The sequence below is a fragment of the Streptomyces sp. NPDC051064 genome, assembly GCF_044455985.1.
GTDB lineage: Bacteria > Actinomycetota > Actinomycetes > Streptomycetales > Streptomycetaceae > Streptomyces.
Map to the genome: position 1 here is coordinate 52,446 of NZ_JBITFK010000003.1, position 17,915 is coordinate 70,360.

The window sequence follows — 17,915 nt, forward strand, 5'->3', positions numbered from 1 at the left end:
CCGTGTCCGCCCGGCGGGTGACACCCCTACTGCCCGGCGGCGCGCGTGGTGAGGTCCTCGTCCGTGATGGGGCGGACCACCCGGCAAGGCGTGCCGAGCGCGACGGTCATCGCGGGAATGCTGCGGCTGACGACGCTGCCGGCACCGATGACGGACCCGTATCCGATACGGACGCCGGGCAGGACCACCGCGTTGCTGCCGATCCACACCTTGTCCTCGATCACGATCGGTTCGGAGAACCGCCCGAAGTCGGCACGTCGTGAGGGATGCACAGGGTGTCCCGTCGTCGTCAGGGTCACGCCGGGAGCGATCATGACGCCGTCGCCGATGTGGATGTCCACGTCGTCGACGCACGTCAGGTTGACGTTCCCGAAGAAGTCGTCGCCGATATGCACGTTGCTGCCGAACGCGGCGTTGAACGGCGGCAGCAGCACCGTACGTTCACCGACCGAGCCGAGGATCTCGACGAGCAGTGACCGGCGCCTCTCCGGCCGGCTCGGGGGTGTCAGGTTGTACTCGAAGATCTGCTCCGTGCGGCGCCGAGGGGCCAGGAAGGCCGCTTCCGACTCGGTGTGGACGAGCCCCTTGGCGATCCGGGCCAGAACTTCGTCCTCATGACCATCCCTCACAGCGAATCGGTCCTTTCATCAGATTTTCCGGGGCCGGGCTCTATCGCAGCCGCGCGACCCGGCCCTTCTCGCCCGAGGCCCAGCAGCCGCCGTCCGGGGTGCAGTCGACCGTGTCGTACGAACCGGTGTCCACGGTCCGCCAGGTGCGCCCGCCGTCCCGGGTGACGTCGGTGCCCGTCGGCCCCACGGCGAGCGCCGAGCCCAGGCCGCGGGGCAGCCAGGCGACGCCCGAACGGTAGGCGGGCGGCGGGGTGGCCGCGCTCCGCCAGCTCCGGCCGCCGTCCCCGGTGACGGACGCGGCGTCCGGCGACGCCTCCTCCGCGCGGTAGTCGCCGCCGACCGCGATGCCGTGCGTACGGTCCCGGAAGGCGAGGCCGAACACCCCTCGCGCGGGGTCCCCCGCCGGGATCCGCGCCTCGGCGTCCGTCCAGGTCAGGCCGCGGTCGGCGGAGTGCAGCACCCGGGCGGCCGCCGCGCCGCCGGTGGCGAGCCAGACGTCCTTGCGGCCCGAGCTCACGAGGCACTGACCGCTCGCCGCGAATCCGGCCTCGCCGGGCTGCGCCGCGGGCATCCCGGCATCGGGCAGCACCCGCCAGTTGCGCCCGCCGTCCGAGGTCGACAGGATGCGGAACTTCCCGTCCACCGGGTCGCTCATCGCGAGGCCGTGACGGCTGTCGAAGAAGGTCAGACAGTCGTAGAAGGCGCGGGCGTCGGTGTTACGGAAGGACTCGGTCCAGGTCGCGCCCCCGTCCTCGGTACGGAAGACGCGGGACGCCTCGCCCTCACCGATGGCCAGGGCCACCGCCCGCCGCCGGTCGAAGGCCTCGATGTCCCGGAACTCCAGTCCGGCGGCGCCGTCCGGCGAGACATCGCGCCAGTGGCGCCCCCCGTCCGTGGTACGCAGCACCGTGCCCCCGGAGCCCGCGACCCAGGCGGCGTCGCGGCCCACGGCGGCGAGGCCGCGGAAGCGCGCGTCCGTGCCGGTGGCGGTGAGCGCCCATTCCGGCTTCCGGTCCTGGTGCCCGGCCGGAGTGGCCTGCGCCGAAGGTGCGGCCAGTGCGGCGGTCACCGCCGCCCCGCACAGGAGCGGTGCGATCAGCCGTCTCGTCTTCCCCATGGCCCTCATGGCGCTGGAAGCTAACCCACCGGTGGACGCGCGTCCAGGGTGCACCGCCCCGAACGGGGCAGTTGATCGGAGGAAGACGGGGCGGTGACACAGCTCACGCCGCCCCCCGGTGCACGGATGGAGGCGTTCCGTCGTCTACTCCACTGCCGGGAACCGTTCGTCCGAGGCGAGAGGGAGCAGGTCTTGTCCAGCGTTATCGAGCAGTCCGTGCAGGCCCGTATGGTCGCGTCCGCGCCGCGTATGGAGACTCTGCCCGCCACACTGCACTACGACCGCAAGGACCCTTTCGCCGTCCGCATGGCGTTCCCGGGCCCCGCGACCCTCGAAGGCACCGAGGTGTCCTGGGAGTTCTCGCGTGAGCTGCTCGCCACCGGCATGGACGCACCGGCCGGCCTCGGTGACGTCCGGGTCCGGCCGTTCGGGTACGACCGTACGGTGCTGGAGTTCCACGCGGTCGAGGGCATCGCCATGGTCCATGTCCGGACGTCCGAGCTGCGGCTCTTCCTGAAACGGGCCCAGGAGCTGGTCCCCGCGGGGGACGAGTACCGCTTCATGGACCTGGACGGCGATCTGAGCGATCTCCTGGGCGGCTCCGCATGAGACAACGGCCCGCCCTCCTGAAGCGCCTCCGGAATTCGGTTGCGTGGCCACGGGCCGGCTCGTAGCGTCGTCGATGTCCCTGTTGTCGTCGGATCGGAGAAGGACGTTGCTCCACATCTGAGGTGTCCGCATTCCGCGCCGCGTGCCCTGCTGCACGCGTGCCCTGCGTGACCCCAGTGTCCGAGCCGTTCTCCGTGATTCCTCGACGCAGCCGGGAGGCCCTTGTGCCTGCATCCACCACGCATATTCACTGCACCTCACTCTCGTTCGCCTGGCCCGACGGGAGCGAGGTCTTCGATGACTTCCAACTGGCCGTGGGCCCCGGCCGGACCGGGCTGATCGGTCTCAACGGCTGCGGCAAATCCACTCTGTTGCGGCTGATCGCCGGTGAACTCACGCCGACGGCCGGGCACATCGGCACGGCCGGCGACATCGGCTACCTCCCCCAGGACCTCGTCCTGGACGTCGCTCTGCGGGTGGACGAGGTCCTGGGCGTCGCCACGACGCGGGCTGCACTCCACGCCATCGAGGCGGGAGATGCCCGCGAGGAGCACTTCGCCGCCGTCGGGGACGACTGGGACGTCGAGGAGCGCGCCCGGGCCGTGCTCGACCAGCTCGGCCTGTCCGCCATCGGTCTCGACCGGACCGTCGGCGAGCTGTCCGGCGGCGAGTGCGTGCTGCTGCGCCTGGCCGCCCTGCTGCTGGCACGCCCTTCCGTCCTGCTGCTGGACGAGCCGACCAACAACCTCGATCTGTACGCCCGCGGGCAACTGTACGACGCGGTCGACGCCTGGACCGGTGTGCTGGTCGTGGTCAGTCACGACCGGGAACTGCTGGAGCGGATGGACCGGATGGCGGATCTCCGCGACGGCGCGGTCACCTGGTACGGCGGCAGCCTGTCGGCGTACGAGCAGGCGCTTGCCGTGGAGCAGGAGGCGGCCGAGCGGATGGTGCGGGTCGCGGAGGCCGACGTACGGCGGCAGAAGCGCGAACTCGCCGACGCCCACGTCAAACTGTACCGGCGCAAGCGGTACGGGCAGAAGATGTGGGACACCAAGCGCGAGCCGAAGGCCGTGATGGGCCAGCGCAAGCAGACCGCCCAGGAGTCGGCCGGCAAGCACCGCATCATGCACACCGAACGGCTCGCGGACGCGGTGGAGCGCCTCGACGAGGCGGTCGAGGCGGTACGGGACGACGAGGCGATCCGGATCGAGCTGCCGCACACCAAGGTGCATCCGGGCAGCGACGTGCTGCTGCTCCGCGACCTCGAACTCGCCTACGGGGCCCGGGTGCCGGGCGAGTGGGAGCTCCGTGGTCCGGAGCGGATCGCGCTGATCGGCCGCAACGGGGCGGGGAAGACGACGCTGCTGCGCACGGTCGCGGGCGAGCTGGACCCGGTGTCGGGCGAGGCGGCCGCCCAGGTCCCGGTGGGCTTCCTGCCGCAGCGCCTCGACGTCCTCGACGACGCGCTGTCCCTGGTGGACAACGTGGCGCGCTTCGCCCCCGGCACCACGGACAACGCCATCCGGGCGAGGCTGGCACACTTCCTCTTCAAGGGCGGGCGCGCGGACCGTCCCGCCGGGACGCTCTCGGGCGGCGAACGTCTCCGGGCGACGCTCGCGGCGCTGCTGCTGGCCGACCCGGCGCCCCGGCTGCTGATGCTGGACGAGCCGACGAACAGCCTCGATCTGTCCGGCGTGCACCGTCTGATGTCGGCGCTGGCGGCGTACCGGGGAGCGCTGATCGTGGCGAGCCACGACCTGTCGTTCCTGAAGTCGCTGGGGATCACCCGGTGGCTGCTTCTGGACGAGGACGGGCTCCGGGACACCGCCCCCGGGCAGCTGCCGGGAAACGCGGGTGAGGGCGCCTGACTTGTCCCCTCAAAAGCGCCCACGACCTGCATGGATAACAGCGTGTGAGCGCGCACCGCAAGGACCGGGCTTGGCCGTGGCCTTACCGCCCCCTTAACCTACGGTCACGTAACCTACGAAGCCGTAGGTAATCCTCCCGTCCCCAGGAGCCCCCCGTGACGATCACCTCTCCCCACACAGGCAGCTCGAAGGCGTGGACCGACGCCCAGCTACTGTACGCGCTGGAAGAGGTGGTGGAGAAGGAACTCAACCGCCATCTCAAGGTCGCCAAGGACTGGATGCCCCACGAGTACGTGCCGTTCTCCGACGGCCGTAACTTCCCCGGCCTCTTCGAGGACGGGGAGGCGTGGGAGACCGGCCAGTCGAAGGTGACCGACATCGGACGCATCGCCCTCGTCGTGAACCTGCTGACCGAGGACAACCTCCCCAGCTACCACCACGAGATCGCCTCCCTCTTCGGCCGCGACGGCGCCTGGGGCACCTGGGTGCACCGCTGGACCGCCGAGGAGGGCAGGCACGGCATCGTGATGCGCGACTACCTGCTCACCTCGCGCGCCGTGGACCCGGACAAGCTGGAGCAGTTCCGCATGGCGCACATGGCGGAGGGCTTCGAGTCCGACAACCGCCACTCCATGCTGCACTCCGTGGCGTACGTGGCCTTCCAGGAGCTCGCGACCCGCGTCTCGCACCGCAACACGGGCCACCAGTCGGGCGACCCCGTCTGCGACCGGATGCTGGCGCGGATCGCGACCGACGAGAACCTGCACATGGTCTTCTACCGCAACCTGCTGGGCGCGGCCTTCGAACTCGCCCCGGACCTGACGATGCAGTCCGTACGCGACGTCGTCGTCAACTTCCGGATGCCCGGACACGGCATGCCGGGCTTCGAGCGGGCCGCCGCACAGATGGCGATCGGCGAGATCTACAACATGCGGATCCACCACGACGACGTGATCCAGCCCGTCCTGCGCTACCTGAAGGTCCTCGACATCGACGGCCTCGGCCCGGAGGGTCTCAAGGCACAGGAGGAGCTCGGGCTGTACATGAACGGTCTGGACAGCGAGGCCGCGAAGTTCGACGAGAAGCTGGCGAACCGCAAGGCGCGCGTGGCCGCCCGGGCCGCACAGGGCTGATCCGCTCGGTACATCCGCCCGGCCGGGCTCGGGATCCGCTCCCCGACCCCGCCGGACATCGGCGGCGCACGCGTGACGCGTGCGCCGCCGATGTGCGTTCACACTGCCCCCACAGCACATCCAGGCTGCCCCCACAGCTTCACGGAACGTACTCTGTCCCGGGTGAAACCAGTGACGCGTCTTGTCCTTTTCGGCGCACCGATCGCCGTAGTCGCTTCGATCCTGTTCAGCGGTGGCGACTCGGAGCCGCCCACCGTCGCCCGGCAGGCGCCCGACAAGACCGGCACGGCGGCGCCGGCAGCGGCCGAGCAGGCCGACGAGCACGCCGACGAGATCGACGCCCTGCCGCCCGGCCTCGCCGCCCCGGCGATGAAGGAGACCGCGTCCCGGCTGGTCGCCAGCGCGGAGGCGTCCACCCTGGACTGGCGCAGCCAGTACGGGGCGATCGAGGACGTCGGCGACGGCACCGGATACACCGCCGGCATCATCGGTTTCTGCTCCGGCACCAACGACATGCTGCAACTGGTCGAGGCGTACACCGAGGAGCATCCGGACAACCCGCTGGCCGCGTACCTCCCCGCCCTGCGCGCGGTGGACGGCACCGATTCGCACGAGGGCCTGGATCCGGGCTTCACCGACGCCTGGCGCAAGGCCGCGGAGGACCCGGCGTTCCGGAAGACCCAGGACGCGACGCGCGACAGGCTGTACTTCGAGCCGGCGGTCCGTCTGGCGAAGATGGACGGCCTCGGCACCCTGGGGCAGTTCATCTACTACGACGCGATGGTCCTGCACGGGCCCGGTGTCGAGGCGGACGGCTTCTACGGCATCCGCGACGCGGCGATGGCCTCGGCGGACACGGCCGCGGAGGGCGGCGACGAGACTGCGTACCTGAACGCCTTCCTCGACGAGAGCCGGTCGGCGATCAAGGCCCGGAAGGCGCAGCGCGACACGACCCGGATCGACACAGCGCAGCGGCTCTTCCTCCGCGAGGGAAATCTCGGACTGGAGAAGCCGCTGGTGTGGCAGGTGTACGGCGAGACCTTCCGGATCCCGTGAGGGGAACTGCCTCTCACCCCCGGTTCAGCCGCGCTCGGACCGGCCTCTGCGCAGCCGGTCCCGCTCCTTCTCGGAGAGCCCTCCCCAGACGCCGAAGCGCTCGTCGTGGGCGAGTGCGTACTCCAGGCAGGCCACCCGGCCCTCGCAGGCGTTGCACAGCTGCTTGGCCTCGCGGGTGGAGCTGCCCGGCGCCGGGAAGAAGAACTCGGGCCCGGCCTGCGCGCAGAGCGCGGTCTCCTGCCAGGCGAGCTCGTCGGAGTCGGTCATGGTGTTGATCGGCATGCGCCACACGGTGCCCGGTCGCGATAAACAAGTGATCAACGATTGTTCAACGGCAGCCGATTCGGGGCCTGCCACCTCTCCGGCCCGGTCCGTCCTACTCCATGGGTGCCGGCTTGATCACCGCGAACGCCGCACCCGCGGGGTCGGCGAAGGTGGCGATCCGTCCGACCTCCGGCACATCCGTGGCCGGCATGGTGACCCGGCCGCCGAGGCGTTCCACGCCGGCGACCGTGGCGTCGGTGTCGTCCACGGCGAAGTACGGCAGCCAGTGCGGTCCCGCCTCGGACTGGGAGGGCACCGCGTCGAGGGGCACGACCCCTCCGAACGAGGAGTCGGCGCTCTTGCCGCCGGCGGGCTGGATCATCGTGTAGGTACCGCTGGGGTACGACATCTCGTCGGTCTGCCAGCCGAAGACGGTGTGGAAGAACGCGGCCGCCGCGGGCACGTCCGGGGTGTACAGCTCGGACCAGATCAGGGCACCCGGCTCCCTGATCATGCCGAGGCCGGTGTTCGTCCCGGGCTGCCAGACGCCGAAGTACGCCCCGGTGCTGTCCGTGAAGCCGCCCATGCGCCCGTAGTCGAGCACGTCCATCGGAGGAAACGCGGCGGTGCCCCCGGCCTGCTCGACCGTCCTCGCGGTGGCGTCGGCGTCGGGGGTCTGGAAGTACACCGACCAGGCGGGCTTCCCCTGGTCCTCCGGCACGGTCATCACACCGGCGACGGTCTTGCCCCGCAGCTGGTACATCCCGTAGCCACCGGTCTCGGGGGCGCCGGCCACCATGTCCCAGCCGAAGAGGCCGTTGTAGAAGGTGGTGGCCGCGGCGAGGTCGGGGGTCCCGAGATCGATCCAGTTGGGGGCGCCGGTGACGAAGGCCGGGTCGAGCATGGTGTGCTCCTCGGGCGGAATCGGTGTCTCACGCGTTCCTCACGCCAGACGTCCTGACCCTTCGAGTCTTGCACCGGCCACCGACAACCGCAGCCCCGGCGGGCCGGCCGGGGCTGCGGGGGCTCAGCGCGCGACACCCAGCGCCGGAAGTACCGTTTCCGCGACTCTGTAGGCCTCCTCCAGCAGGGGGTTCCCGGACAGGATGAAGGTGTCGACACCCAGGTCCTCGAACTCCTTGAGACGCTCGACGACCTGGGCCGTCGAGCCGACGACCGCCGTGCCCGGACCCGGCCGGAACAGGCTCATGCCCGGCCACATGTTGGGGTGCGTCTCCAGCTCCCGCGCGCGGGCCGGGACCCGTCCGCCGTGCTGGCGGAACTGGCGCTGCCAGCCCACCCCCTCCTCGCCGGACCGATCCCCGAGCATGCGGGCGTACGTCGCCTCGCTCGTGACGTCCAGCAGCCGGTCGGCGGCCGCCCAGGCCTCGTCCTCGGTGTCGCGGACGATGAGGTGGAGGCGCAGCCCGATACGGAGGGTGCGGCCGTGGGCGCGGGCCCGCGCCCGGACCTTCTCCAGCTTCTCCTTCAGCAGGTGCGGCGGCTCGCCCCAGGTGAGGAAGACGTCCACGTGCTGGGCCGCCATCTCGATCCCCGGCTCGGACGAACCGCCGAACCACAGCGGGATGTGCGGCTCCTGCACCGGCTTCAGGTCCCGGAACGAGGCCCCCGCGTCCCGCAGGTCGTAGAAGCGGCCCTTGTGGTCGAAGACCTCACCGGCGGTGAGCCGTTTCACGATCGACCAGTACTCGGCGCTCAGCGCGTACCGCTCGTCGTGCTCCACGTGGAGCCCGTACTCCCGCAGCGCCTTCGTCGAGCCGTTGACCACGTTGAAGCGCAGCCGGCCCCCGAAGAGCTGGTCGAAGCTGAGCGCCATCTTGGCCAGCAGGGTCGGCGACACGAGTCCGGGGTGGACGGCGAGCAGCGGCTTGAACCGGGTGCTGGTGGATGCGGCGAGAGCGCTGCCCAGCGGCCAGACGTCGTACAGGTCGGTGGCCAGCAGGGCACCGCTGTATCCGAGCTGTTCGACGGTTCCGGCGAGCCGGGTGAGATAGCCGAGATCGGCGGTCCGCCGGCCTTCGGGCTCCCAGGGGTAGGCGCCTTCGCGGGGGATGACGTACCAGAGGACTTCTGCCGCCACGGTGCTCAGACCGTCCTCGGGCCGGTGGAGCCGGTGACGCGCGCCCGGGCGGCGGCGACCTCGACCGGGCGGTCGATGAAGCCGGTGCGGTGGAAGATGTCCGCGGCCTCCTGCTGTTCGGCGATGAACTCGTCGCTCACCACCTCGATCCTCCAGGGGAGGGCGCGCAGCGCGGTCTCCCAGTCGTCGGCGCTTCCGCCCAGGTCCGCCGCGGCGATCTCGGCGGCTGCACGGGGGTTGGCGGCCGCCCAGTCGTCGGCCCGCCGCAGGGCGCGGGTGAGCCCGTCGACGATCTCGGGGCGGCTCTCGGCGAAGTCGCGCCGGGTGAAGAAGACGGAGCGGTCGGAGATCACGTCGCCCGTGGCGATGAGTATGCGCAGACCGCCTGCCTTCCGGGCTGCCGCGAGTTCGGGCCCCTGGGCGATCCAGGCGCCGATCTCTCCGGCGCGCAGCAGCCGTTCGCTGTCACCGTTGCTGCGCACCGCGGTGATGTCGTCGGCGTACGAGAGTCCGGCGTCGTCCAGCGCCTTGGCGATCAGGTGGGTCTGCCAGGAACCGATAGCGAGGTGGACGGTCGTTCCCGCGAGACCGGCGACGGTGCGGACGGGGCTGTCCTCGGGCACCAGGATGGCTCCGTGCTCGGGACGCGGGGCGGAGACGGCGGTGTAGACGAGGTCGTGCCCCGCGGCCTGCGCGGTGACCGGCGGGGTGGAGCCGGTGCCGCCGAAGTCGATGACGCCCCGGGAGAGGAGTTCGCCGGTGCGGACGCCGTCGGTGTACGGGAAGAAGGCCACCGTCTCGTCCAGCGCGGCCAGTTCCTCCTGGGCGAAGCCCAGACGGGAGAGGTGGTACAGGTGGTAGAGCGACGGGTTGCTGCTGTGGACACCGATGGTGACGGTCATTCAGATCACTCCAGCTTCGGAGGGCGCGAGGGACGGTGAGGGCAAGGTGGTGGAAGGTTCGGGCCGCGGGCCGGGTCCCGCGTCGACCCCGAGGTCGCCGAGCAGCCGGCGGCGCAGTGCTGCGAACGCGGGGTCGCCCGGGTCGCGCGGCCGGTCGACGTCGACGGACTCGTCCGTGACGAGCTTTCCGTCGCGCAGGACGGCGACGCGGTCCGCGAGCCGTACGGCCTCGTCGACATCGTGGGTGACCAGCAGGACGGCGGGGCGGTGCTTGCGGCACAACTCCCCCACCAGGTCCTGCATCTTCAGCCGGGTCAGGGCGTCGAGCGCCGCGAACGGCTCGTCCAGCAAAAGGAGTTCGGGCTCCCTCACGAGTGCCCGGGCGAGGGCCACGCGCTGCGCCTCGCCGCCGGAGAGGGTGCCTGGCCATGCCTCCGCGTGCCGCTCGAGACCGACCTCGGCCAGGGCCCTCAGCCCGTGCGGCGCACGGCTGCGCGACAGGGCGACGGTCACGTTGGCGAGGACCTTCTTGGACGGTACGAGGCGGGGCTCCTGGAAGACGATGGTGCGCGCCTCGGGGACCAGCACCTCTCCCCCGTCGGCACCGTCCAGTGCGCCCAGGATGCGGAGCAAGGTGGTCTTGCCGCTTCCGCTGGCACCGAGCAGGGCGACGAACTCGCCCCGTGCGATGTCGAGCCGCAGGCCGTCGAGCACGGCCCTGGTGCCGAAGACCCGGCGCAGTCCCCGTACCCGTACGGCGGGCCGTTCCGCTCCGGTGGTCATCGTGTCCCTCCTTGCGGGGTCCGCCACGGCATCAGGACGCGCTCGAGCAGGCGTACGACGATGTCGGCGGCCAGGCCCAGGAGGCCGTAGATCAGGATGCAGACGGCGAGGATGTCGGTCCGGGCGTAGCTCTGCGCCTGGGACATCAGGTATCCGATGCCCTCGGTGGAGTTGATCTCCTCGGCGGCGATCAGCGCGATCACGCTGAGCGTCATGGACAGCCGCAGCCCGGCCAGCAGCGACGGCAGGGCCCCGGGGACGACGACCTCCCTGACGACGGCGAGGCGACTCATCCCGAAGCTGCGCATGGCCTCGACCAGCTTGGGATCGGTGTTGCGTACGCCGCTGGATGTGGACACGTACATGGGGAACGTCGTGGCGACGGCGATGAGGAGGATCTTGGCCGTCTCGTTGATCCCGAACCAGACCATGAAGAGCGGCACCAGGGCGAGGAAGGGGATGGTGCGCAGGGTCTGGAGCGAGGAGTCGAGGAGCTCGTCCCCGATCCGGGTGAACCCGGTGACGACGCCGAGGGTGAGCCCGGCGGCGAGGCCGACCAGCAGGCCGATGCCGCTGCGGGTCAGTGAGGTGGTGAGCGCGTCGGGCAGCTGCCCGTTCCCCCACAGCTCACCCACGGCTCGCAGGACTTCGGCGGGTGAGGCCAGCACGTCGGGGGTGAGCACTCCCGTGGCCGAGGCGGCCCCCCACAGGACGAGGAGGGCGACCGGGCCGAGCGCGCGGACGGTGAGGGCGAAGGGGCGGCTGCGTGCCGTACGGAGCTGGGGGCGCGGGGCGACCAGGCCCTCGGCGGCGGCCGCCTCGGAGACCGCGCTCATGTCAGCTTCTCGATGTCGAGGAGGTGGGCCGCCACGTCCACCTCGGTCTTGGTGACCTTCTGCTCCGCGTAGAAGGCGGCGACGGCCTCGAAGCGGGCGATGTCCTCGGGGACGATCGGATCGACCGTGCCGCCCCGGGCGATGAAGTCGGTCTGCACCTCCTCGGCCTTGCCGGTGACGGCGGTGGGGCCGACATCGGTGAAGACGTTCAGATAGGCGGCCGGGTCCTTCTTCTCCTTGACGCTGGACGTGTGGAGGTACCCGTAGAGGGCCTTCACGATCTCGGGGTGCTTCTCGGCGAAGCCGGTGCGTACCGCGTTCAGGCTGTAGTTGTCGGAGCCGATGGCCGCACCGTCCGCGACGAAGTGCGCCTTGCCGCTGCCGATCTCGGCCACGGCGTAGGTGGCCCAGACGGCCCAGGCGTCCACCTTGCCCGCGTTGAAGACGGCGGCGGTCTGGTCGGGGCGCAGATAGACCCGCTGGACCCTGTCCGCCGGGATCCCGGCCTTGGCGAGCGCCTTCAGCAGCAGGTACTCGCCGGTGCCGCCCTGGTTGACGGCGACCTTCTTCCCCACGAGGTCGGCGACGGAGCGGATGTCCGAGCCGTCGCGGACGAGGATGCCCTCGCCCGCCGCGTCGGGGTCGACGGCGGTGAAGAATTTGAATCCGGGCCGCTGGGCGAGCGAGGTGATGCCCGAGGTGATGGAGCCGGTGGCGAAGTCGAGCTGGTCCGCGTTCATCGCCTGGGCTGCCGGGGCGAAGGGCCCGGCGCTGCCGGTCCACTCCACCTCTGCGCCCACCTTGCCGAGGGCCTTGTCGAGGCTGCCGTCCTTCTTGCCGACGGCGAGGACTCCGGAGTTGCCGGGGTCGGGGATGCGCACGGTGACGGTGGCGCCGGACCCGCTGTCGGCCTCGGACGTGCCGCAGGCGCTGAGGGCCACGAGCGCGGTGACCGTGAGGAGGGCGGGGGCGATCGTCGTACGGACTGATCGGTGCTGGTTCATACGGACAGCGGTCCTTCGGGTTCGCGGGCGGGCGAGGGGGCGGGGTGGAGGCGAGCGCGGGCTGCTGCCCTGTTCAGCGGCTCGGGGTCGGCCCAGGAGACGACGTCGACGGGCTCCGGGAGGAAGCCGTGGGCGCGCAGCGCCGCCTCCTGCCCGGCCAGCAGGCCGAGGCGCTCGGCGGAGAGGTCGGGGCGCAGGGTGAGGTGGGTGCCGGGCCGGTAGGCTCCGGCGACCCCGGCGGCGCCCGCGCCGGTCTCGGCGCCCAGGATGCGGTCGACGTCGGCCGGATGTCCGGTGGCCCAGTCGGCCGCCCTGAGCAGGACGGCGAGGAACCGGTCGACGAGGTCGGGGTGGTCGTCGAGCAGCCGCTGGTGCACGGTGATGGGGCGTGGGGTGCCGTTGTTGACGCGGAACCGGCGGTCGGGCAGCTCGTCGAGCTCGACGGCGACCTCCGCTCCGGCCCGGCGGGCGGCCTCCACGGCGACCGCGCCCTTCACGTACACCGCGTCCACGTCACCGCGCCGCAGCGCGTCGAGTTCGGCGGCCCACTGGCCCTCGTGCGCGTCGGCGGGTACGTCGACGAGTACGGCGTCGTCCAGGGCGAGGCCGGCGAAGACGAGCGCGCCCTCGAACCCGCGCAGCGCCATGGCCCGCCAGAAGTCGATGGCGATGGTGTGGGAGGGCACCGCGAGCCGCAGACCGCGCAGGGCGTCGGCTCCCCTGATCCCGGATCCGGGAGCGACCAGGACGGCCTGGCGTTCCTCGATCCATGTGAGGCCGATCAAGCGGGTCGCCTCGCCACGCGAACGGGCCCAGAGGGCGGGCACGTTGCCGCCCTCACGGAACAGGCCCGGCAGGGCGTGGGTGTAGTGGCTGGCGCGGTCCGCGTCGGGTGCGGCGTCCTGGAGGGAACGCACGGCGATACCGTCGGGGGCGAACTCCTCGCTGAGCCAGCGCCGGTCGGCGGCGATGCCCGTCGCGGTGGGTACGGGACAGCGGGTGAACCAGAGGGTGCTGGGCAGCACGGCGGAACGCGTCATGGAGTCTTCCCGGGGGCTCGGCGGAGCAGGAGGGCGGGCCGCGCCCGGCCCGAGGCACGGGGGCACGGCCGCGGGCGGCGGAGGGCGCCGCGGGGAACAGAGGGCCGGCCGCGTCAGCGGGGTGCGGGGGCCGGAGCGGTACGGGGCTTCAGCGACAGACGGCGCTGGAGACGCGGGCCAGGTCGATGTGACGGCGCAGCGTGAGGACGAGGGTGACCGGAGCGGAGCCGCCGGGGGACATGGACCTGAGGCCGATCATGGCCCTGCTCCTTCCCGTACGCCGGTGGTGAGGAACCGCAGCCTGCCACGGGCCCGCTCCCGCCCACAACTGCCCTCCCATGATGTGGGACCCAACATGAACGGCATGTTGCACAACGCGGATTGACCATCTCCGCGCTCCCGTAATGTGGCAACCATGTCCCCTTCCATCCACCGAACGGAGAGCGAGACCGGCATGAGTGAGGCAGCGGCGGCGCGTACTCCCGGCGGGGCGCAGGCAGTCCGGCGCGCGCTGGACGTCCTTCACTGTTTCCACGACAACGGCCCCGACCTGAGCGCCTCCGATCTCGCCAGGCGCCTGGAGCTCTCGGCCTCCACGGCACACCGGCTGGCCCGCACCCTCCTCGGCGCGGGGTTCCTCGAACAGGACGCCCGGACCGCGCGCTACCGGCTGGGGCCCGCGGTGACGGAGCTGGGCCGGCTCTCGTACCACCAGCGCGGGCTGCACCTGGCCGCCCCGGAGCTGACCGATCTGGCCGAGCGCACGGGCGCAACGGCCGATCTCGCCCTACGCAGCGGCCCGCATGCCGTGATCGTCGCGGGAGGCTCCGTCACACCGCGGACGGGCCTCCGCCGGCCGCTCCACTCGACGGCCCTGGGCAAGGTGCTGCTGGCCTGGGCCAGGCCGGGCGAGAGCGGCCCGGCCACGCTCCCGCTGCACGCCTTCACCGAGCGCACGATCGTGGAACCAGCGCTGCTCCAGGCCGAGCTGGATCGCGTACGGGCGGATGCCTACGCCCTCAACGACGGTGAGTCGGCGCCCGGGGTACGCACCCTGGCCGTGCCCGTGCTGGACGGCGCCGGCCATGCGCGCTTCGCGCTCGCCGTCCGCGCCACTCCCTCCGTGATCACGGACGGACGGACGGCCTGGTTCCTCGAGGAGGCGCGGTCCTGCGCGCGTGCGCTGGAGGTGCTGATGCTGACACCGGCGGAGCGCAGGGCGCCCGCCCGGTGAGCGCGGTACCGCCTCGCGCCCGTGGCACGATGGGAGACGCCCGGGGAGGCACGGCCGCCGGTCACGTCGGGGCCACGGGGACAGAAGGACGTACATGACGGGAAGAACGCCGGCGGACCGGACGCCGACGGGCAGAGCCGCACGTGAGCTGCTCGACGAGGCCCGGACGCTCGCCGGAACGGCCCTCGCCGTGCTGGACGATCACCGCGGCGCCGTCGAGGCCGCGCACGCCGCGCTCACCCCCCTGCTGGACTCCCTCGTCGCCCTCGAACTGGCCGCCATCCCCGCCTCCCGGCTGGCGGACGTCACGGAGGGCCGGCTGCGGCTCGGCGCGCTGGAACAGGCCGGGTACAGGACGGTCGGCCGCGTCCACGGAGCGGGGCGTTACGAACTCCGCCAGATCCCCGGTGTCGGTGCGCAGACGGCGGACCAGGCGCTGGCCGCGGCGCGGCAGATCGCGCACGCGGTCCGGGACACCGTCGCCGTACGGATGGACATGGACGAGTCGGACGCGGCGACGAACGCGCTGCTCGTCGCCCTGCACCGGCTGGTGGAGGGCGGCCCCGACGTGCGCCGGGCGGTCGACGCCGCCCGCCGTCTGTCCGCGGAGCTGGAACCGCTGCTCGTGTCGGCGGCGCCGGCGCGGAGCCGGCTGCGGATGCTCTTCTCGGGACGGGCCGCCGGCGCCCGGGTTCCGGCCGCCGTCGCCTCCGTACGGGCGGTGGTGCGGGACGCGGACGCACGCGGACTCCGGACCCTGTTCGGGCAGGTCTCCGTCGACCTGCTGCGCGGTCCCGCGTCGGAGGCGGAGGCCTGGGTCGATTTCGAGCTGCGCTCGGCCGAGTACTACAGCCTGCTCGCCGAGCTGTCCGGCAGCGGACCGGACCGGGACGCGGCCGAGGGGTTCCTGCCTGCCGGGATCGCGGACCGGGTCCGCGGGCTGCGGCTCGACGACGCGTGCCTGCGGGTCTCCTTGCGCGGTTACCAGTCCTTCGGAGCGCGCTTCGCGCTGGCCCAGAAGCGGGTGATCCTGGGCGACGAGATGGGGCTCGGCAAGACCGTGCAGGCCATCGCCGCGCTGGCTCATCTCGCGGCCGGGGGCGAGAAGCACTTCCTGGTGGTGTGCCCCGCGAGCGTCCTGATCAACTGGCGGCGGGAGATCACCGCCCGCTCCACCCTGCGGGCCGTGCCGGTGCACGGTCCCGAGCGGCAGGGGGCGTTCGGCGAGTGGTGCGAGCGGGGCGGGGTCGCCCTGACCACCTTCGACGCGCTGTCCACCCTGCCTGAAGGCCCGGAGTCCGGGGTCAGGCCGGGCATGGTGGTGGTGGACGAGGCCCACTTCGTGAAGAACCCCGAGACCCGGCGCTCCCGGGCCGTGGGCGGCTGGACGCGACACACCGAGAGGGTGCTGTTCCTGACCGGCACCCCGATGGAGAACCGGGTCGAGGAGTTCCGGAGCCTGGTGCGGCAACTGCGGCCCGAGCTGGCACCGCTCGTCACCTCCACACACGGCGTCGCCGGATCGCACGCGTTCCGCAGGGCCGTCGCGCCCGCCTATCTGCGCCGGAACCAGGACGACGTGCTGAGCGAACTCCCGGCACTGGTGCAGGCCGACGAGTGGGAGGAGTTCTCCCCGGCCGACCTGGAGGCGTACCGCGAGGCGGTCGGCTCGGGGCACTTCATGCGGATGCGCCGCGCCGCGTACGCCCGCCCCGAGACGTCGGCGAAGCTGAACCGGCTGCGCGAGCTCGTCGCGGAGGCCGAGGCCAACGGGCTGAAGGTCGTGGTCTTCTCGTACTTCCGTGAGGTGCTCCGGACCGTCCGGGAGGCCCTGGGCGACAGGGTGTTCGGTCCGGTCTCCGGCAGCCTCCCGGCGGCCCGCCGGCAGGTACTCGTCGACCGCTTCGGCGCGGTGGACGGGCACGCGGTGCTGCTGAGCCAGATACAGGCCGGTGGCGTCGGTCTCAACATCCAGGCGGCGTCGGTGGTCATCCTGTGCGAGCCGCAGATCAAGCCGACGATGGAGCACCAGGCGGTGGCCAGGGCTCACCGCATGGGGCAGATACGGACCGTGCGGGTCCACCGGCTCCTCGCGACGGACAGTGTGGACCAGCGGATGCTGGACATCCTGGCGCGTAAGGACCGGCTCTTCGACGCGTACGCGCGGCGCAGCGATCTCGCCGAGGCGACGCCCGACGCCGTCGACGTGTCGGACGGGGCCCTCGCCCGGCGCATCGTCGAGGAGGAGCAGCAGCGGATGGCGGCCGGGGCCTGACCCGGGCCGGCCGCCCCCGCGGGCCGGCCGGTCTCAGTGTGCGTGCTCCTCGGCCGCGCCTGCCGCGTGGTGCGGCGGGTCGTAGCCCGGCACCGTGCCGTCCGCCTTGGCGACGAGCAGCAGGCCGGCCATCCCCATGTCGGAGTGGCTCTGGACGTGACAGTGGTACATCCAGGCGCCGGCTCCCACGTGTTCGCCCGCGATGATCTGGAAGCCGAAGGAGTCCGCCGGTCCGCAGATCTTCGTGTCGACCACGCGGCTGGGGTCGTCGGGGCCGGTGAGCAGCCCCGTCCTGTTGTCCGCCCAGCGGTGCCCGTGGATGTGGAACGTGTGGTAGTACTCGCCGTGCGTGATCATCACGACTTCGACCCGGTCGCCCACGGTGGCCTCGAAGTTCGGGCTCTCGTGGGCCGCCTTGTTGTTGATGGTCATGTCGTTGAAGACGATCGTGATCGTCTTGTCCGGCAGCACATCTCCCTTGCGGCGTACGACGAGTGGCCCGTACAGCCCCTTGCGGATGCCGCCCGTGCCGTGGTCCGTGCCGACCACGTGGTCGTGGTAGTGCCAGTAACCGGCGCTCCCCGCCTGCCAGGTGCCGTCCTTGCGGCGGCCGGGGGCGTGGGTGCGCCAGGTGTACGTCCGGGTGCCGCCGGGTTCGACATGGCTGCGGTTCATCCGGGTGCCGTCGCTCGCGATGTCGTAGTCGACGCCGTGTACATGGAGGCTGGCGTCGACGTCCGTGGTGTTCTCGAATTCGATGTGCAGCGTGTCGCCCTCGGTGATCTCGATGAGCGGTCCGGGGATCGACGCCTTGCCCTTCTCGAAGCCGTATCCGAGCTGACCGTCCGCCAGTTTCTCCGCGTACAGCTTGAGATGGCGGACGACGCCGCCCGCGGGGGCCGTCTTCGCGGGGTTCTCCGCGGAGGTGGCCTGCACGGCGCCGAGTGACATCGATGTCACACCGGTGGCCGCCGCCACCCCGCCGCCCACCAGCATCCGGCGGTTGAAGGTCCTTCGGTCCATGTCGAACTCCCCACTGCGAGACGGAAACTGACGCGCTG

At 71.7% G+C, this 17,915-nt stretch carries 18 protein-coding genes; 6 read left to right on the forward strand and 12 right to left on the reverse strand.

What is annotated here, in order from left to right; translation table 11 throughout:
• Positions 1–26: 26 nt before the first annotated feature.
• Both ACIBCU_RS12135 and ACIBCU_RS12140 read right to left on the reverse strand, forming a co-directional pair.
• Complete coding sequence (locus ACIBCU_RS12135; RefSeq protein ID WP_362937292.1) at positions 27–629, reverse strand: sugar O-acetyltransferase; 603 nt, start codon at positions 627–629, stop codon at positions 27–29.
• A 40-nt stretch (positions 630–669) separates the two neighbouring features.
• Entirely contained in the window at positions 670–1,755 is a 1,086-nt protein-coding gene (locus ACIBCU_RS12140) for a WD40/YVTN/BNR-like repeat-containing protein (RefSeq protein WP_399230978.1), read from the reverse strand.
• A 183-nt stretch (positions 1,756–1,938) separates the two neighbouring features.
• Between ACIBCU_RS12140 and ACIBCU_RS12145 the strand changes: the two genes are divergently transcribed.
• From ACIBCU_RS12145 to ACIBCU_RS12160, 4 genes are all read left to right on the forward strand, one after another.
• Entirely contained in the window at positions 1,939–2,355 is a 417-nt protein-coding gene (locus ACIBCU_RS12145; protein WP_362937286.1) for an SsgA family sporulation/cell division regulator, read from the forward strand.
• A 224-nt stretch (positions 2,356–2,579) separates the two neighbouring features.
• Entirely contained in the window at positions 2,580–4,226 is a 1,647-nt protein-coding gene (locus ACIBCU_RS12150) for an ABC-F family ATP-binding cassette domain-containing protein (RefSeq protein ID WP_399230980.1), read from the forward strand.
• A 155-nt stretch (positions 4,227–4,381) separates the two neighbouring features.
• Positions 4,382–5,359, forward strand: a complete 978-nt coding sequence (locus ACIBCU_RS12155) for an acyl-ACP desaturase (protein WP_362937280.1) — start codon at positions 4,382–4,384, stop codon at positions 5,357–5,359.
• A 171-nt stretch (positions 5,360–5,530) separates the two neighbouring features.
• On the forward strand, positions 5,531–6,415 hold the full coding sequence (locus ACIBCU_RS12160) for a chitosanase (protein ID WP_362937277.1): 885 nt from the start codon (positions 5,531–5,533) through the stop codon (positions 6,413–6,415).
• A gap of 24 nt (positions 6,416–6,439) precedes the next feature.
• On the opposite strand, the gene ACIBCU_RS12165 is transcribed toward ACIBCU_RS12160, so the two are convergent.
• The 9 genes from ACIBCU_RS12165 to ACIBCU_RS12205 all read right to left on the reverse strand — a co-directional run bounded on the left by ACIBCU_RS12165 (position 6,440) and on the right by ACIBCU_RS12205 (position 13,604).
• Positions 6,440–6,697 carry a WhiB family transcriptional regulator gene (locus ACIBCU_RS12165; protein WP_362937274.1) on the reverse strand — a complete coding sequence of 86 codons (258 nt, stop codon included), beginning with the start codon at positions 6,695–6,697 and terminating at the stop codon, positions 6,440–6,442.
• Between the two features lie 94 nt (positions 6,698–6,791).
• Positions 6,792–7,583, reverse strand: a complete 792-nt coding sequence (locus tag ACIBCU_RS12170; protein WP_362937271.1) for a VOC family protein — start codon at positions 7,581–7,583, stop codon at positions 6,792–6,794.
• 123 nt (positions 7,584–7,706) lie between these two features.
• Complete coding sequence (locus ACIBCU_RS12175) at positions 7,707–8,780, reverse strand: LLM class flavin-dependent oxidoreductase (RefSeq protein WP_399230984.1); 1,074 nt, start codon at positions 8,778–8,780, stop codon at positions 7,707–7,709.
• A 5-nt stretch (positions 8,781–8,785) separates the two neighbouring features.
• Complete coding sequence (locus ACIBCU_RS12180; RefSeq protein ID WP_399230986.1) at positions 8,786–9,682, reverse strand: ABC transporter substrate-binding protein; 897 nt, start codon at positions 9,680–9,682, stop codon at positions 8,786–8,788.
• Positions 9,683–10,465: an ABC transporter ATP-binding protein gene (locus ACIBCU_RS12185; protein ID WP_362937262.1), complete on the reverse strand. Its 783-nt coding sequence runs from the start codon at positions 10,463–10,465 to the stop codon at positions 9,683–9,685.
• The gene (locus ACIBCU_RS12190; protein ID WP_399230988.1) at positions 10,462–11,301 is read right to left on the reverse strand and encodes an ABC transporter permease; all 840 of its coding nucleotides are present in this window, start codon (positions 11,299–11,301) and stop codon (positions 10,462–10,464) included. Before ACIBCU_RS12190 ends, ACIBCU_RS12185 begins: the two co-directional genes overlap by 4 nt.
• Positions 11,298–12,305, reverse strand: coding sequence for an NrtA/SsuA/CpmA family ABC transporter substrate-binding protein (locus tag ACIBCU_RS12195; RefSeq protein ID WP_399230990.1), 1,008 nt, complete (start codon positions 12,303–12,305; stop codon positions 11,298–11,300). Before ACIBCU_RS12195 ends, ACIBCU_RS12190 begins: the two co-directional genes overlap by 4 nt.
• Positions 12,302–13,345, reverse strand: a complete 1,044-nt coding sequence (locus ACIBCU_RS12200) for an ABC transporter substrate-binding protein (RefSeq protein WP_399230992.1) — start codon at positions 13,343–13,345, stop codon at positions 12,302–12,304. The genes ACIBCU_RS12195 and ACIBCU_RS12200 overlap by 4 nt, the downstream gene beginning before the upstream one ends.
• 148 nt (positions 13,346–13,493) lie before the next feature.
• Entirely contained in the window at positions 13,494–13,604 is a 111-nt protein-coding gene (locus tag ACIBCU_RS12205; protein ID WP_362937250.1) for a putative leader peptide, read from the reverse strand.
• A gap of 195 nt (positions 13,605–13,799) precedes the next feature.
• On the opposite strand from ACIBCU_RS12205, the gene ACIBCU_RS12210 reads away from it, so the two are divergent.
• Together ACIBCU_RS12210 and ACIBCU_RS12215 are read left to right on the forward strand one after the other, a co-directional pair.
• Positions 13,800–14,579: an IclR family transcriptional regulator gene (locus ACIBCU_RS12210; protein WP_399231665.1), complete on the forward strand. Its 780-nt coding sequence runs from the start codon at positions 13,800–13,802 to the stop codon at positions 14,577–14,579.
• Between the two features lie 94 nt (positions 14,580–14,673).
• Positions 14,674–16,854 carry a DEAD/DEAH box helicase gene (locus ACIBCU_RS12215; protein ID WP_399230995.1) on the forward strand — a complete coding sequence of 727 codons (2,181 nt, stop codon included), beginning with the start codon at positions 14,674–14,676 and terminating at the stop codon, positions 16,852–16,854.
• Positions 16,855–16,887: 33 nt separating this feature from the next.
• Here ACIBCU_RS12215 and ACIBCU_RS12220 read toward each other — a convergent pair whose 3' ends face one another.
• Complete coding sequence (locus ACIBCU_RS12220) at positions 16,888–17,877, reverse strand: multicopper oxidase domain-containing protein (protein WP_362937244.1); 990 nt, start codon at positions 17,875–17,877, stop codon at positions 16,888–16,890.
• Between the last annotated feature and the right edge of the window lie 38 nt (positions 17,878–17,915).

What these genes read in the sequence shown, in the direction of transcription:
- ACIBCU_RS12200 (WP_399230992.1), bottom strand. Translation starts at nt 13,345, where the DNA reads ATGACGCGTTCCGCCGTGCTGCCCAGCACCCTCTGGTTCACCCGCTGT.
- ACIBCU_RS12180 (WP_399230986.1), bottom strand. Translation starts at nt 9,682, where the DNA reads ATGACCGTCACCATCGGTGTCCACAGCAGCAACCCGTCGCTCTACCAC.
- ACIBCU_RS12185 (WP_362937262.1), bottom strand. Translation starts at nt 10,465, where the DNA reads ATGACCACCGGAGCGGAACGGCCCGCCGTACGGGTACGGGGACTGCGC.
- ACIBCU_RS12170 (WP_362937271.1), bottom strand. Translation starts at nt 7,583, where the DNA reads ATGCTCGACCCGGCCTTCGTCACCGGCGCCCCCAACTGGATCGATCTC.
- ACIBCU_RS12220 (WP_362937244.1), bottom strand. Translation starts at nt 17,877, where the DNA reads ATGGACCGAAGGACCTTCAACCGCCGGATGCTGGTGGGCGGCGGGGTG.
- ACIBCU_RS12195 (WP_399230990.1), bottom strand. Translation starts at nt 12,305, where the DNA reads ATGAACCAGCACCGATCAGTCCGTACGACGATCGCCCCCGCCCTCCTC.
- ACIBCU_RS12215 (WP_399230995.1), top strand. Translation starts at nt 14,674, where the DNA reads ATGACGGGAAGAACGCCGGCGGACCGGACGCCGACGGGCAGAGCCGCA.
- ACIBCU_RS12210 (WP_399231665.1), top strand. Translation starts at nt 13,800, where the DNA reads ATGAGTGAGGCAGCGGCGGCGCGTACTCCCGGCGGGGCGCAGGCAGTC.
- ACIBCU_RS12190 (WP_399230988.1), bottom strand. Translation starts at nt 11,301, where the DNA reads ATGAGCGCGGTCTCCGAGGCGGCCGCCGCCGAGGGCCTGGTCGCCCCG.
- ACIBCU_RS12205 (WP_362937250.1), bottom strand. Translation starts at nt 13,604, where the DNA reads ATGATCGGCCTCAGGTCCATGTCCCCCGGCGGCTCCGCTCCGGTCACC.
- ACIBCU_RS12165 (WP_362937274.1), bottom strand. Translation starts at nt 6,697, where the DNA reads ATGCCGATCAACACCATGACCGACTCCGACGAGCTCGCCTGGCAGGAG.
- ACIBCU_RS12140 (WP_399230978.1), bottom strand. Translation starts at nt 1,755, where the DNA reads ATGAGGGCCATGGGGAAGACGAGACGGCTGATCGCACCGCTCCTGTGC.